Genomic DNA, 13,347 nt, shown 5'->3' on the forward strand with positions numbered 1-13,347 from the left:
GCAAGAACGGTTCGTGGGCCTCTTCGCTTCCCGCTGTTTATTCTGGAAGAAGCGATGACCGTCACACTTCATGTCTGCATCACCTGCCGCGCCGGCCAGACGCTTGGCGAGGGCGAGACGACGCCCGGCAAGCGCCTGCATGGTGCGATCCTCGAGGCCGGCGTGCCCGATGGCGTCAGCGTGGTTCCGGTCGAATGCCTATCTGCATGCAACCAGGGTTGCTCGGTCGCGCTCAGCGCACCCGGCCGCTGGTCCTATGTCTATGGTCGCCTCTCGGATGCGCATGCGAGCGACGTGGTCGCGGGCGCCGCGGCCTATGTGGCCGCACCCGATGGCCTCGTGCCCTGGCGCAGCCGCCCGGAGATCTTCCGCAAGCAATCGCTTGCCCGCATTCCCCCCATTCTCCCCTTGGCCGTCGTGCCGGAGGCCGCCGAATGAATTCGCTTGCAAAAGTCCCCGTCACGGTCGTCACGGGCTTTCTCGGCTCCGGCAAGACCACGCTGATCCAGCACCTGCTTGCCAACGCTAACGGCAAGAAGCTCGCGGTGCTCGTCAACGAGTTCGGCAGCGAGGGTGTCGATGGCGAGATTCTGAAATCCTGCGCCGATGCGAATTGCCCGGAAGAGAACATCATCGAGCTCGCCAATGGCTGCATCTGCTGCACCGTCGCGGAAGATTTCATTCCGACCATGGAGAAGCTGCTGTCGCGGCCGGTGCGGCCCGATCATATCCTGATCGAGACCTCGGGCCTGGCGCTGCCCAAGCCGCTGCTCAAGGCATTCGACTGGCCGGAGATCCGTTCGCGCATTACGGTCGACGGCGTGATCGCGCTGGCCGACGCCGAAGCTGTCGCCGCTGGCCGCTTCGCGCCCGACCCAATTGCGGTCGAGGCGCAGCGCGCGGCGGACGGCAATCTCGACCATGAGACGCCGCTGTCGGAAGTGTTCGAGGACCAGATCGCCTGCGCCGACATCGTGCTGCTGACCAAGGCCGATCTTGCGGGTGCGGCAGGGCTCGAAGCAGCCAAAGCGGCGATCACCGCCGAGATGTCGCGCCGCGTGCCGATGCTGGCGATTACCGACGGCGCGATCGACGCGCGCGTCATCCTCGGCCTCGGCGCTGCCGCCGAGAACGATCTCGCCGCGCGTCCCTCGCATCACGACGGCGAAGAGGATCACGAGCACGACGATTTTGCGTCCGTCGTGATCGATCTTCCTGAAGTCACCGACATCGACGCGCTGGTTGCATCGGTTCATCGTCTGGCGCGCGAGCAGAATGTGCTGCGCGTCAAGGGTTACATCGCGGTAGAGGGCAAGCCGATGCGTCTCTTGCTGCAAGCGGTCGGCGAGCGCGTGCGGCACCAGTTCGACAAGCCCTGGGGCGCGGGTGCGAGGCGGTCAAAGCTGGTCGTGATCGGCGAGCACGGAAACATTGATGAAGCCGCGATCAAGGCGGGACTCGGTATCTGATGCACGTCGTCTTCCGCGAGAGCCGCGGTCTCGAGGAGACCGCGATACCAAGGGACATCGGCCAGGACCCGGCCGATCTCGTGGTGCTCTCGTATTCGGATTCCGATCTTGCCACATTCGCGGCCGGCTGGCGCCGTGGCCGCGACAGCCTGCCCTCGCTACGGCTCGTCAATCTCGCAGAACTCCGTCATCCGCTCTCGGTCGACACCTATATCGAGCGCACGCTTGCGCAGGCGCGCGGCATCCTCGTCCGCCTGATCGGCGGGGAATCCTACTGGTCGTATGGGCTCGGGGCCCTGCAGCAACTGGCGAAGGAGCGCGGCATCGTGCTGGCGGTGCTGCCGGCCGACGGCCGCGACGACACGCGTCTGGATGCGTATTCCACCCTGCCGGTCTCGACGCTGCGGCGGCTCAAGGTGCTCTGCGACACCGGCGGCCCCGTCGCATCGCAAGCCGCGATCGCGCAGCTTGCGCTGGCTTCGGGCCTCTATGCCGGCCCCGTGATCGGCGAGACGGCCGTGCCCGAGATGGGCTTTTACGATCCGGCGCGCGGTGTCATTGCCGCGCCGGCGTTGGGTGAGGGCAGGCCGCGTGCGCTCGTGACCTTCTATCGCTCCTATCTCACCGCTGCCGACACTGGCCCGGTCGATGCCCTGATCGCCGCATTGCGCGAGAAGGGGTTCGACGCGCATGGTGTGTTCGTCACCTCGCTGAAAGCCGCGGGGGTCGCGGATTGGTTGCGGGTGCATCTTGCGCAAAATCCTCCTGCCGCGATCGTCAATGCGACGGCGTTCTCGGCGATGGGCGACGACGGCACGACGCCGTTCGATGCCGCATCCTGCCCGGTGTTCCAGGTCGCACTCTCCACGGCACGCCGCGAGGATTGGGCGAGTTCGCTCCGCGGCCTGTCGCCCGGCGACCTCGCGATGCATGTGGTGCTGCCCGAGGTCGACGGCCGCCTGTTTGCGGGCGTGGTGAGCTTCAAATCGGCAGCGATGCGCGATCCCGATTTGCAATTTTCGCATCTGGCACACAGGCCGGACGAGGAGCGCGTGAAGGCCGTGGCCGCGCGCGTTGCGGCCTGGCGTCGCCTTGCGGAGAAGCCGGCCGCCGAAAAGCGGATGGCACTCGTGCTCTCGAACTATCCGGGCCGCCCGCATCAGATCGCGCATGCGGTCGGTCTCGATGCGCTGGCCTCGGTCGAAGCCCTGGTATCCGACCTCGCGGAGGCCGGCTTCGATCTCGACCCGGTCCATGCGCTCGGCGAGACGCTGCTCGAGCGGACCTTGAGCTGGAGCGTTGCCGATTACCGCGCTACGCTCTCGCGCCTTCCGCAAGTGTTGCAGGATGATCTCGCGCAAGCCTGGGGCGCGCCGGAGACCGATCCCGGTTGCCGCGACGGCGCATTCCGTTTCGCCGCGATTCCATGCGGCCGGTCGATCATCGCGGTTCAGCCGGAGCGCGGCGATGCGGCAACGCGCGATGCCGACTATCACGATCTCGCGCGCACGCCGCGCCACGCTTATGTCGCGTTCTATCTCTGGATGCGCGAGCAGGGCTGTGATGCCGTCGTGCACATGGGCGCCCACGGCACGCTGGAATGGCTGCCTGGAAAATCCGTGGCGCTGTCGCAGGCGTGCTGGCCGGAAGCCCTGATTGGCGATCTGCCCGTGATCTATCCCTTCATCGTCAACGATCCCGGCGAGGCCGCGCAGGCCAAGCGGCGCCTGGGCGCCATCACGATCGGCCATCTGCCGCCGCAGCTCGCAGCATCAGCGGTGCCGGACGGGTTGCGCAGGCTCGAACAGCTCCTCGACGAATACTCGACCGCCGATGGCCTCGATCCCGTCCGCCGCCAGCGTCTGATCGCCGCGATCCGCGACGAGGCACGCGCGGCAGGCCTCGAAGACGATCTTGGCCTCGATGCAACGGCCGCGCCCGCCGAAGCGATCCCGCGGATCGACCGTTTCGTCTGCGATCTCAAGGAAAGCCAGTTCGGCGACGGCCTCCACGTATTCGGCCGCGGTGCCTGCGGGGACGCGGAGCGCGACGCTTTGCGGGCCGCGCTTGCAGGACAGCGCGTCGCGCCGGGGCCGTCAGGCTCACCCTATCGCGGCCGGCAGGACGTGCTGCCCACGGGACGCAACCTTTTCGCCGTCGATCCGCGCGCGGTACCTACGCCGTCGGCGCATGCGCAAGGCATCAAGCTCGCCGAAGAATTGCTACGTCGTCATCTGCAGGATCATGGCGACTGGCCAAAGGGACTTGTCGTCGACCTCTGGGGCTCGGCGACGATGCGCACCGCGGGCGAGGAGTTTGCCATGGCGCTGCATCTGGCCGGCCTCGCACCGCGCTGGGATCACGCTTCCGGCCGTGTGACCGGCTACGACATCATCGCGCCTGCCGAGCTTGACCGGCCCCGCATCGACGTCACGCTGCGTGTCTCGGGCCTGTTTCGCGATGTCTTCTCAGGCCTTGCGCAATTGTTCGAGGCGGCAGCCGAGGCGCTGTCGGCCCGCGAGGACGAGGGCGACGAAAATCCATATCGGCACCGCACATCGCGCGTGTTCGCGCCGCGTCCCGGACAATACGGCGTGGGCCTCTCGGCGATCCCGGACGCCTTCACGCCCGAGACGCGCGAAGCCGCCGGCGAAGCGTGGCTGTCGGCATCGTCGTGGGCGTTCTCCGCCGATGGCGAGATCAGGCTCGATCGTGCCGGTATCGAGAAGCGGCTCGCATCCGCCGATGTTTTTGTTCACGTGCAGGATTTGCCGGAAACCGATCTTCTGCTCGCGGCCGACTATGCCGCGCATGAGGCCGGCATTGCGGCCGCCGCGGCACATCTCGGTGCGGCAGGGCCATCGCTCTATCATCTCGATGCGACGCGCCCCGAGCAGCCGCATGCGCGTACGCTGACCGAGGAAATCTCCCGTGTCGTCCGCGCGCGCGCGGCCAATCCGGCCTGGATCGCCGGCATGATGCGCCACGGTTTTCGCGGGGCGGCCGAGATCACCGCAACGCTCGAGCATATGGCCGCCTTCGCGCATCTGGCCGGCGCCGTGCCACCGCATCTGTTCGACCTCTACTACGATGCGACGCTCGGACATGACGAGGTCCGGGCCTTCATGGCCCGCGAAAATCCGGCGGCACTCGCGGCGATGGAGACGTGTTTCACGCGCCTGCATGAAGCCTCGCTCTGGCGAACGCGCCGCAATTCGATCGCGGCTGCGCTGCGGGAGGCGTCATGAGCGCTTCCGTGGTCAAGGGCTGGTGTCCCGGCGCCCTGCGCCCGATGCAATCGGGCGACGGGCTCGTGGTCCGCGTGCGTCCGTTCGGCGGACGGCTCGACGCGGCCCAGATCTCCGGACTGGCCCATCTTGCCGAGCGCCATGGCAACGGCCTGGTCGACGTGACCAGCCGGGCCAATCTCCAGATCAGGGGCGTCAACGAGACCAGCCACAGGCTGCTGCTCGAGGGCCTTGCCCAACTGGCGCTGCTCGATCCGGACGCTGACACCGAATCCCGTCGCAACATCCTTGTGACGCCGTTCTGGCGTGCCCGCGACGCGACCCAATCGCTCGCCGCCGAGCTCGAGGAGGCGCTCGCCGATAGCTCGCTCGAACTTCCAACCAAGTTCGGCTTCGCCATCGACGACGGCACCTCACGCGTGCTTGCGGGCGATTCCGCGGACGTGCGGATCGAGCGCGATCATTCCGGCGCACTGCTGGTCCGGGCTGATGGCGACAAACTCGGCCGCTCCGTCGCGCGTGGCGAGGCCGTGACCACCGCGCTCGCATTCGCCGACTGGTTCGTGATCTCAGGCGGCGCCAGAGGCGGGCGAGGGCGGATGGCGGCGCATCTTGCCACTGGCGCAATCCTGCCGGAGGCATTGCGCGGCGAGGCCGAGCCGGCGCCGATCATGGCGGCGGCGCGTCCCGGCCTCTATGCGCAAGGTGCGATGGTCGGCGTCGCCTTCGGGCAGATGGCGCATGCGACGCTCAACCAGTTCGCCGGTTGCGGACATGCGCTGCGCATGACGCCATGGCGGATGGTTTTGAGCGAGGGCAAGCGCGCGATGCCGAGCGCGACCGGTCTCATCACCGAGGCCTACGACCCTGCGCTGCGCGTCATCGCCTGCAGCGGTGCGCCACGCTGTCGCGAGGCGCATGCCGATACCCGCGGCCTTGCCGCGGCGCTGGCGCCGAACATCGGCGCGGCCGCACGGCTCCACGTCTCCGGCTGTGCCAAGGGCTGCGCCCATTCCGGTCCGGCCGCCATCACTCTGGTCGCGACCGGCGCAGGCTTCGATCTCGTGCGCGCCGGGTCGACACGCGATGAGCCCATCCTGCGCGGGCTGAACCGCGACGACATCGTCAGAGATCCCTCCATCTTGATGGGAGGGCACTGATGCCGCACATTTACGAGACCGACGGCGCGGCGATCTACCGGCAGTCCTTTGCGACCATCCGGGCCGAAGCCGATCTTGCGCGCTTCACGCCGGACGAGGAGCAGGTGGTGGTGCGGATGATCCATGCCGCCGGCATGGTCGGCCTCGAAGCGCATATCCGCTTCACATCAGGCATGGCGGTCGCCGCCCGCGCGGCGTTGCAGAAGGGCGCACCGATCCTGTGCGACGCGCGCATGGTCTCCGAAGGAATTACGCGCGCGCGGCTTCCCGCCGCCAACGCCGTCATCTGCACGCTGGGCGACGAGACCGTTCCCGCGCTCGCGCAGTCCATGCGCAACACCCGTTCGGCTGCGGCCCTGGAGCTGTGGCGGCCGCATCTCGACGGCGCGGTCGTGGCGATCGGCAATGCGCCGACCGCGTTGTTTCATCTCCTCAACATGCTGGAGGACCGGAGCTGCCCGCGGCCCGCGGCGATCATCGGCTGTCCCGTCGGCTTTGTCGGCGCAGCCGAATCCAAGGCTGCGCTGATGGCCGATCCGAGCGTCGCCGCGCTGACGGTCGAGGGCCGCCTCGGCGGCTCCGCGATCACGGTCGCCGCCGTGAACGCGCTGGCGAGCCGGAGCGAATAGATGGGACGCATCATCTGCTGCGGTCTCGGCCCCGGTGATCCCGATTTGATGAGCGTGCGCGCCGATCGCACGGTGCGCGGCGCAAAGCATGTCGCCTATTTCCGCAAGAAGGGCCGGCCCGGCCAGGCGCGCCGCATCGTCGAGGGCATGTTGGCGGCCGACGTCACCGAATATCCGATGGAATATCCGGTCACCACGGAAATCGCCTTCGACACGCCTGAATATGTCCAGCTGCTTGCCGGCTTCCACGACGAATGGGCGGAACGTCTGGCCCGGCTGGCGCGTGCGGTCGACGTCGTCGTGCTCTGCGAGGGCGATCCTTACTTCTACGGCTCCTTCATGCATCTGCACACGCGCCTGCAAGGCCGTGTCGAGATCGAGGTGATCGCCGGCATTCCCGGCATGGTCGGCTGCTGGAATGGCGTGGGACAGCCGATCGCGCTCGGTGATGACGTGACGACGGTGCTCATGGGCACGCTCGCCGAGGCCGAGCTCGAGCGCCGCATGCGCGATTCCGATGCGCTCGTGATCATGAAGACCGGGCGCAATCTGGCAAAGGTCCGCCGCGCGCTCGCTGCCGCCGGACGGCTGGATGACGCCTGGCTGGTCGAGCGCGGCACCATGCCGGGCGAGCGCGTGGTGCGGCTCGCGGAGATCGATGCCGCCGACTGCCCCTATTTCGCGATCGTGCTCGTGCACGGCAAGGGCCGGCATCCGGACGCCGCCGAATGACGGGCACGCTGACCATCGCGGGCCTCGGGCCGGGCAGCGATGCGCTGGTGACGCCCGAGGTCTCCGCCGCGCTTGCCGCCGCGACCGACATTCTGGGCTACGCGCCCTATGTCGCGCGCGTGCCAGCGCGGGCAGGGCTCACTTTGCATCCTTCCGACAATCGCGAAGAGCTGCAGCGTGCAAGCGAGGCATTGCGGCTCACGGCCGAAGGCGGGCAAGTCGTCATCGTGTCCTCGGGCGATCCCGGCGTCTTCGCAATGGCTTCTGCCGTGTTCGAGGCGCTCGAACAGGCGCCGCAATGGCGGGAGCTGCCGATTCGTGTGCTGCCCGGCGTCACTGCGATGCTGGCGGCTGCCGCGCGCGCCGGCGCGCCGCTCGGCCATGATTTCTGTGCGATCAACCTCTCCGACAATCTCAAGCCGTGGGCGGTGATCGAGAAGCGCCTGCGGCTCGCCGCGGAAGCCGACTTTGCCATTGCGATGTATAATCCGCGCTCGGCGAGCCGGCCGGAGGGATTTGGCCGTGCGCTCGCAGTGCTGAACGAGGCCGGCTGCGGCGAACGGCTCGTGATCTTCGCGCGCGCGATCAGCGCCGCCGATGAAAAGATCGAGACCGTCAGGCTGAACGCAGCGACACCTGAAATGGCCGACATGCGCACGCTGGTGATCGTGGGCAACTCGCAGACACGCCGCGTCGGCCGCTGGGTCTATGCGCCGAGGCAGGTGCGATGACCGAGCCATTGCATGATCTCGGCCACGCCCTCGACCCGCAATCTTTCCGGCAGTTGCGGTCGTGCGATCATGATCACCGGCAGGCCGAGTACCCGCGCAGCGTCGATCTTGGCGCGCGCGCCGTCGCCGCCCGAATTGCGGGCGACGATCCGGGTGATGCTGCGTTTGCGCATCATCTCCAGCTCGCCCTCAAGCGTGAATGGCCCACGCGACACGATCACGTCCGCGGCAAAGGGCAGGGGCACATCGGGCGGATCGACGAATCTCAACGTGTAGGCGTGCTGCGGCCTGGTCGCGAACGGTGCGATGTGCTGGCGGCCGATCGCGAGGAACACATTTGCCGCCGCCTCGGGGAGTGCGGCGACCGCGGCGTTGACATCAGGTATTTCGATCCAGTTGTCGCCGGGCGCTTTGGTCCAGGGCGCCCGCTCCAGAGCGATCAGCGGCGTCCCGGTTTCCGCGCATGCCGCGACCGCATTGCGGCTCATCTTGGCGGCAAAGGGATGGGTCGAGTCGATCACGTGCGTGATCTCTTCCCGACGAATGTAATCGGCAAGACCGCCGACGCCGCCAAAACCGCCGATACGCGTCGGCAACGGCTGACCGGCGGGCGCGCGGGTGCGGCCGCCATAGGAATACACAGCGTCAATGCCGGCGCGCGCGATCTCCGCCGCGAGCAGGCTCGCGTCGGCCGTTCCGCCCAGAATGAGGGCGCGCGTCATGGCTGATCCCTGGCTGACCATCATCGGTATCGGCGAAGATGGCCTTGCCGGGCTGTCCGAGGCAAGCCGAAAGGCGCTCGATGATGCCGAAACTGTCTTCGGCGGTGAACGGCATCTTGCGCTTGCCGGCGTGACCGGGCGCGGCCGTCCATGGCCGGTGCCGTTCGATGCAGATGTCGTGCTGAGCTGCCGCGGCCGCCCCACAGCGGTGCTCGCCTCCGGCGATCCGTTCTGGTACGGCGCCGGCGCGAGCCTCGCCAAGAAGCTGGACGCGGGCGAGTGGATTGCGCATTCCGCGCCGTCGACCTTCTCGCTCGCCACGGCGCGACTAGGCTGGCGCCTTGAGTCCGTGGCGTGCCTCGGTCTCCACGCCGCGCCATTCGAGCGTCTCGTGCCGCATCTGGCGCGAGGCGCACGCATCATTTGCCTCGTGCGCGACGCGAAGGCGGCAGGCGATCTCGCGAAGTGGCTGACGGCGCGCGGATGGGGTGCCTCGACATTCTGGACACTCACCGCGCTTGGCGGGCCGCGCGAAATCATCAACGAGCATCGCGCCGACGGTTTTGCAGGCGATCTTGCCGGGAGCCTGGTGACGGTGGCGGTGGAGGCGAGAGGAGCGCAGGGCCTTCCCCGCAGATCGGGACTATCGGACGAACTCTTCGTCCATGACGGCCAGATCACCAAGCGTCCGATCCGTGCGCTCGCGCTCTCGGCGTTGGCGCCGCGTCCCGGTGAACGGCTGTGGGACATTGGCGCGGGCTCGGGTTCGATCTCGGTCGAGTGGACGCTGTGCGGCGGCACCGCGATCGCCGTCGAGGCGCGCGAGGATCGCGCCGCCAACATTCGCAGCAATGCAGCGGCGTTCGGGTTGGCACATCGGATCACAGTCATCACGGGAAAGGCGCCTGAAGTCCTTGCTGACCTGGACGCACCTGACGCCGTGTTCATCGGCGGCGGTCTCGACATCGCGATGTTCGACGCGGTCTGGTCGCGGCTCTCGCCCGGTACGCGGTTGGTCGCGCATTCAGTAACGTTGGAAACGGAAGCGCTGCTGGGTGAGCTGCACCAGCGCCACGGCGGTGAACTGATGCGCGTGGAGATTGCGCACGCCGCTTCCCTCGGCCGCTACCGGTCCTGGGAGGCGGTGCGGCCCGTGGTGCAATGGAGCGCGGTCCGATGAAGGTCGCCGGGCTCGGATTCAAAAAGGATGTCACGCTGGCCTCGCTGCGTGAGGCGCTTCTGGCGGCCGGTGGTCCCGAAGGCCTCGCAGCAGTGGCGACGGTCAGCGACAAGGCCGACGCGGGGGTGCTGAAGCAGCTCGCGCGCGAATGCGGCGTGCCGATCAAGGCGGTCGCCGCCGAAATGTTGGCCGGCATCGACACGCCGACGCAGTCAAACCTCATCGCGAAAAAGTTCGGGACGGGATCAGTCGCCGAAGCGGCAGCGCTTGCGGCAGCTGGTCCTGGCGCGCGATTGATCGCGACGCGGGTGGTCTCGCAGGATCGCACCGCGACCGCGGCGATCGCGGAAGGAGACGGCGCATGACGGTGCATTTCATTGGCGCAGGGCCGGGCGCTCCTGACCTGCTGACGTTGCGCGGGCGAGATCTGATCGCCGCCTGTCCTGTCTGTCTCTATGCCGGCTCGCTTGTCTCCGAAGGCGTCTTGGCGCATTGCCCGTCCGGCGCGCGGATCGTCAACACCGCGCCGATGTCGCTCGACGAGATCATCGCGGAGATCGCTGCCGCGCATGCCGGCGGCAAGGACGTTGCGCGGCTGCACTCGGGCGATCTCTCGATCTGGTCGGCGATGGGCGAGCAGCTCCGCCGCCTGCGCGCGCTCGGCATTCCCTACACGGTCACGCCCGGCGTTCCCTCTTTCTCGGCCGCCGCGGCTGCGCTGGAGGCCGAGCTGACGCTGCCCGGCCTTGCCCAGACGGTGGTGCTGACGCGCACGCCGGGCCGCGCAAGCGCGATGCCCGAAGGCGAGAAGCTCGCCGCCTTCGCCGCTACCGGCGCGGTGCTCGCGATCCATTTATCGATCCATCTGCTCGACAAGGTCGTCGCCGAACTGACGCCACATTACGGCGCGGATTGTCCGGTCGCGATCGTCTGGCGCGCGAGCTGGCCCGACCAGCGCATCGTCCGCGCCACGCTCGCAACACTCGACGCGGCTGTCGGCAGCGAGATGGAGCGCACCGCGCTCATCCTGGTCGGCAGGACGCTGGGCTCGGCGGATTTCTCCGAGAGCCGTCTCTATGCTGCTGACTATGACCGCCGCTATCGGCCGGTGGGCGCCGAACCGCGCTTTCCGGAGGTGTCGTGATGGCAGCAGGGCTCGTCATCTCCGCGCCGGCCTCCGGCGTCGGCAAGACCACGCTGACGCTGGCGCTCGCGCGCGCCTGGCGCAACAGCGGATTGCGGGTGCAGTGCTTCAAGAGCGGCCCCGATTATATCGATCCCGCGTTTCATGCCGCCGCTACGGGACGCGCCTCGGTCAACGTCGACAGCTGGGCGATGGATCGCGGGACAATCTCGCATCTCGTCAGTCGCGGCATTGACGCCGATGTCGTGCTGGCCGAAGGCTCGATGGGCCTGTTCGACGGCGTTGCCGCGCGCGGCGTCTGCGGCACGGGAGCGACCGCCGATATCGCAGAGATGCTGGACTGGCCGGTGCTGCTGGTGATCGATCCTTCGGGCCAGGCACAAACGGCGGCCGCAATTGCCGCGGGCCTTCGCGACTACCGCCCCGGTGTGCGCCTTGCAGGCGTCGTGCTCAATCGCGTTGCCAGCCCGCGCCACGACGCCCTCGTGCGGCGCGCGCTGCTGGATGCCGGCATCGCCGTGTTCGGCGCGTTGCCGCGCCATGCCGAGATCAGCCTGCCTAAGCGGCATCTCGGACTGGTCCAGGCCGAGGAGCAGGCGGAGATCGGCAAGCTGATCGACGAGGCCGCACGCTTCGTTGCCGAGCATGTCGATCTCGACGCGGTGCTGCGTTCGGCTGCCACCTGGTCGCCGCAACCTGCCGCAAGCGGCGTGAACGTGACGCCGCCCGGCCAGCGCATTGCGCTTGCCCGTGACGCCGCGTTCTCCTTCGTCTATCCGCATATGCTGGAAGCGTGGCGCGCGGCGGGTGCGGAGATCTCGACATTCTCGCCACTGGCGGACGAGGGCCCTGATCCGAGCGCCGATGTGTGTTGGCTGCCGGGCGGCTATCCCGAGCTGCAGGCCGGCAAGATCGCGGCCAATGCGCGCTTCCGCAGCGGATTGCGGGCCTTCGCGGAAACGCGCCCGGTGCATGGCGAATGCGGAGGCTATATGGTGCTGGGCACCGCTTTGACCGATGCCGACGGCATCCGCCACGAGATGACGGGCCTGCTCGGCCTGGAGACGAGTTTTGCCAAGCGCCGCATGCATCTGGGCTATCGTCTGGCCGAGCTCGCCGCGCCGATGCCGGGTCATCAGGCGGGTGCACGCCTGCGTGGCCATGAATTCCACTATTCGACGATCGTCGCGCAACCCGATACGCCGCTGGCGGTCGTGCACGACGCGACAGGCGCCGTCATCGCCGAGACCGGCTCGCGGCGGGGACAAGCCACCGGCACGTTCTTCCACCTGATCGCGGAGGACCGGTGAGCGGTTTTGTGTCCTTTGTCTCCGCCGGGCCCGGCGATCCCGAGCTGCTCACGCTCAAGGGTGCCGCGCGCCTGCGCGAGGCCGACGTCGTGCTCTATGACGATCTTGCTTCGGGCGCGATCCTTGATCTGGCCCGGCCCGGCGCCAATCTCGTCGCGGTGGGAAAGCGGGCGGGACGGGCCTCGACCAAGCAGCACCACGTCAACCGCCTGCTGGTCGACTACGCCGTGACAGGCGCGCGCGTGGTGCGATTGAAGTCGGGCGATGCCGGCATCTTTGGCCGGCTCGAGGAGGAGCTCGAGACGCTGCGTGAAGCGGGCATCGGCTACGAGATCATTCCCGGCGTCACGTCGGCCTGTGTCGCCGCCGCGCAAGCCGGCATTCCGCTGACCCGGCGTCACACCTCGCGCCGCGTGCAGTTCGTGACCGGGGCAGACGTCACCGGCGAGCTGCCGCCAGACCTCAATTGGGCGGCGCTGGCCGATCCGGAGGCGACGACCGTGGTCTATATGGGCCGGCGGACGTTTCCGGCGCTTGTCGTCAAATTGATCGAGCACGGGCTTGCCCCAACCACGCCGGCGTTGTTTGCCGAATCGCTCGGCCGTCCCGATGAGCGGCTGGTCCGCACCACCATTTCGGAACTTGCCGAGCAGCTTGCGCGGGGCGGGGCGGCCTCCACGGCGGCCGTCATCCTGTTCGGCGCGCTGGCGGGGGATTATCCGTCATGACGGTCTCGGCCGCCCTTCGCCCCTTGACGCCCGGCTGGCGAAAGGGGCACACAGGAGACGCATGGTGCTCGACGCGGCGCAAAGCGCCGGAGCATAATCGGGAATGGGGATGGGCGGACCCAGTTGCGGCGCCCAAAACCCCAGCCGCCCCCGCGACTGTAAGCGGTGAGGGACTTCGATCAGCCACTGGGCCGCAAGGCTCGGGAAGGCCGGAGACTCCCAGTGAACCGCGAGCCAGGAGACCGGCCGTGCACGTTTTGAGGCCAAGGCCGTCGGGTGTGACGGCAAGAAGGA

Annotated in this window: 13 protein-coding genes and 1 riboswitch; of the genes, 12 read left to right on the forward strand and 1 reads right to left on the reverse strand. The window is 68.1% G+C overall.

The window, feature by feature from the left end; translation table 11 throughout:
* Positions 1 to 54: 54 nt before the first annotated feature.
* The 7 genes from IVB45_RS12855 to cobJ are packed head-to-tail and all read left to right on the forward strand — an operon-like array spanning position 55 to position 7,969.
* The gene (locus IVB45_RS12855; protein WP_247359755.1) at positions 55 to 438 is read left to right on the forward strand and encodes a DUF1636 domain-containing protein; all 384 of its coding nucleotides are present in this window, start codon (positions 55 to 57) and stop codon (positions 436 to 438) included.
* Entirely contained in the window at positions 435 to 1,469 is a 1,035-nt protein-coding gene (gene cobW, locus IVB45_RS12860; protein WP_247359754.1) for a cobalamin biosynthesis protein CobW, read from the forward strand. The genes IVB45_RS12855 and cobW overlap by 4 nt, the downstream gene beginning before the upstream one ends.
* On the forward strand, positions 1,469 to 4,717 hold the full coding sequence (gene cobN, locus IVB45_RS12865) for a cobaltochelatase subunit CobN (protein ID WP_247359753.1): 3,249 nt from the start codon (positions 1,469 to 1,471) through the stop codon (positions 4,715 to 4,717). Before cobW ends, cobN begins: the two co-directional genes overlap by 1 nt.
* Entirely contained in the window at positions 4,714 to 5,877 is a 1,164-nt protein-coding gene (gene cobG, locus IVB45_RS12870) for a precorrin-3B synthase (protein WP_247359752.1), read from the forward strand. Before cobN ends, cobG begins: the two co-directional genes overlap by 4 nt.
* Positions 5,877 to 6,506 (forward strand): precorrin-8X methylmutase, encoded by a 630-nt coding sequence (locus tag IVB45_RS12875; RefSeq protein ID WP_247359751.1) that lies wholly within the window; start codon positions 5,877 to 5,879, stop codon positions 6,504 to 6,506. The genes cobG and IVB45_RS12875 overlap by 1 nt, the downstream gene beginning before the upstream one ends.
* Positions 6,507 to 7,238 (forward strand): precorrin-2 C(20)-methyltransferase, encoded by a 732-nt coding sequence (locus tag IVB45_RS12880; RefSeq protein WP_247289004.1) that lies wholly within the window; start codon positions 6,507 to 6,509, stop codon positions 7,236 to 7,238.
* Positions 7,235 to 7,969, forward strand: a complete 735-nt coding sequence (gene cobJ / locus IVB45_RS12885) for a precorrin-3B C(17)-methyltransferase (RefSeq protein ID WP_247359750.1) — start codon at positions 7,235 to 7,237, stop codon at positions 7,967 to 7,969. The genes IVB45_RS12880 and cobJ overlap by 4 nt, the downstream gene beginning before the upstream one ends.
* Here the strand turns inward: cobJ and IVB45_RS12890 are convergent.
* Entirely contained in the window at positions 7,945 to 8,691 is a 747-nt protein-coding gene (locus IVB45_RS12890) for a cobalt-precorrin-6A reductase (protein WP_247359749.1), read from the reverse strand. The two genes, cobJ and IVB45_RS12890, sit on opposite strands and share 25 nt — an antisense overlap.
* On the opposite strand from IVB45_RS12890, the gene cbiT reads away from it, so the two are divergent.
* The 5 genes from cbiT to cobA are packed head-to-tail and all read left to right on the forward strand — an operon-like array spanning position 8,690 to position 13,053.
* A complete protein-coding gene (gene cbiT / locus IVB45_RS12895; RefSeq protein WP_247359748.1) occupies positions 8,690 to 9,871 on the forward strand; it encodes a precorrin-6Y C5,15-methyltransferase (decarboxylating) subunit CbiT in 1,182 nt (393 codons plus the stop codon). The two genes, IVB45_RS12890 and cbiT, sit on opposite strands and share 2 nt — an antisense overlap.
* Positions 9,868 to 10,236, forward strand: a complete 369-nt coding sequence (locus tag IVB45_RS12900; protein ID WP_247359747.1) for a cobalamin biosynthesis protein — start codon at positions 9,868 to 9,870, stop codon at positions 10,234 to 10,236. Before cbiT ends, IVB45_RS12900 begins: the two co-directional genes overlap by 4 nt.
* Positions 10,233 to 11,015, forward strand: a complete 783-nt coding sequence (gene cobM / locus IVB45_RS12905; RefSeq protein ID WP_247359746.1) for a precorrin-4 C(11)-methyltransferase — start codon at positions 10,233 to 10,235, stop codon at positions 11,013 to 11,015. Before IVB45_RS12900 ends, cobM begins: the two co-directional genes overlap by 4 nt.
* Positions 11,015 to 12,325: a cobyrinate a,c-diamide synthase gene (locus tag IVB45_RS12910; RefSeq protein WP_247359745.1), complete on the forward strand. Its 1,311-nt coding sequence runs from the start codon at positions 11,015 to 11,017 to the stop codon at positions 12,323 to 12,325. The genes cobM and IVB45_RS12910 overlap by 1 nt, the downstream gene beginning before the upstream one ends.
* Positions 12,322 to 13,053: a uroporphyrinogen-III C-methyltransferase gene (gene cobA / locus IVB45_RS12915; RefSeq protein WP_247359744.1), complete on the forward strand. Its 732-nt coding sequence runs from the start codon at positions 12,322 to 12,324 to the stop codon at positions 13,051 to 13,053. Before IVB45_RS12910 ends, cobA begins: the two co-directional genes overlap by 4 nt.
* Positions 13,054 to 13,098: 45 nt before the next feature.
* A riboswitch (cobalamin riboswitch) is annotated at positions 13,099 to 13,319 on the forward strand.
* Positions 13,320 to 13,347: the final 28 nt, after the last annotated feature.

Source organism: Bradyrhizobium sp. 4 (assembly GCF_023100905.1).
In the GTDB taxonomy this organism is placed as follows: Bacteria; Pseudomonadota; Alphaproteobacteria; order Rhizobiales; family Xanthobacteraceae; genus Bradyrhizobium.

Coding starts and splice junctions, on each gene's coding strand:
- IVB45_RS12855 (WP_247359755.1), top strand. CDS start 55: ATGACCGTCACACTTCATGTCTGCATCACCTGCCGCGCCGGCCAGACG.
- cobW (WP_247359754.1), top strand. CDS start 435: ATGAATTCGCTTGCAAAAGTCCCCGTCACGGTCGTCACGGGCTTTCTC.
- cobN (WP_247359753.1), top strand. CDS start 1,469: ATGCACGTCGTCTTCCGCGAGAGCCGCGGTCTCGAGGAGACCGCGATA.
- cobG (WP_247359752.1), top strand. CDS start 4,714: ATGAGCGCTTCCGTGGTCAAGGGCTGGTGTCCCGGCGCCCTGCGCCCG.
- IVB45_RS12875 (WP_247359751.1), top strand. CDS start 5,877: ATGCCGCACATTTACGAGACCGACGGCGCGGCGATCTACCGGCAGTCC.
- IVB45_RS12880 (WP_247289004.1), top strand. CDS start 6,507: ATGGGACGCATCATCTGCTGCGGTCTCGGCCCCGGTGATCCCGATTTG.
- cobJ (WP_247359750.1), top strand. CDS start 7,235: ATGACGGGCACGCTGACCATCGCGGGCCTCGGGCCGGGCAGCGATGCG.
- cbiT (WP_247359748.1), top strand. CDS start 8,690: ATGGCTGATCCCTGGCTGACCATCATCGGTATCGGCGAAGATGGCCTT.
- IVB45_RS12890 (WP_247359749.1), bottom strand. CDS start 8,691: ATGACGCGCGCCCTCATTCTGGGCGGAACGGCCGACGCGAGCCTGCTC.
- IVB45_RS12900 (WP_247359747.1), top strand. CDS start 9,868: ATGAAGGTCGCCGGGCTCGGATTCAAAAAGGATGTCACGCTGGCCTCG.
- cobM (WP_247359746.1), top strand. CDS start 10,233: ATGACGGTGCATTTCATTGGCGCAGGGCCGGGCGCTCCTGACCTGCTG.
- IVB45_RS12910 (WP_247359745.1), top strand. CDS start 11,015: ATGGCAGCAGGGCTCGTCATCTCCGCGCCGGCCTCCGGCGTCGGCAAG.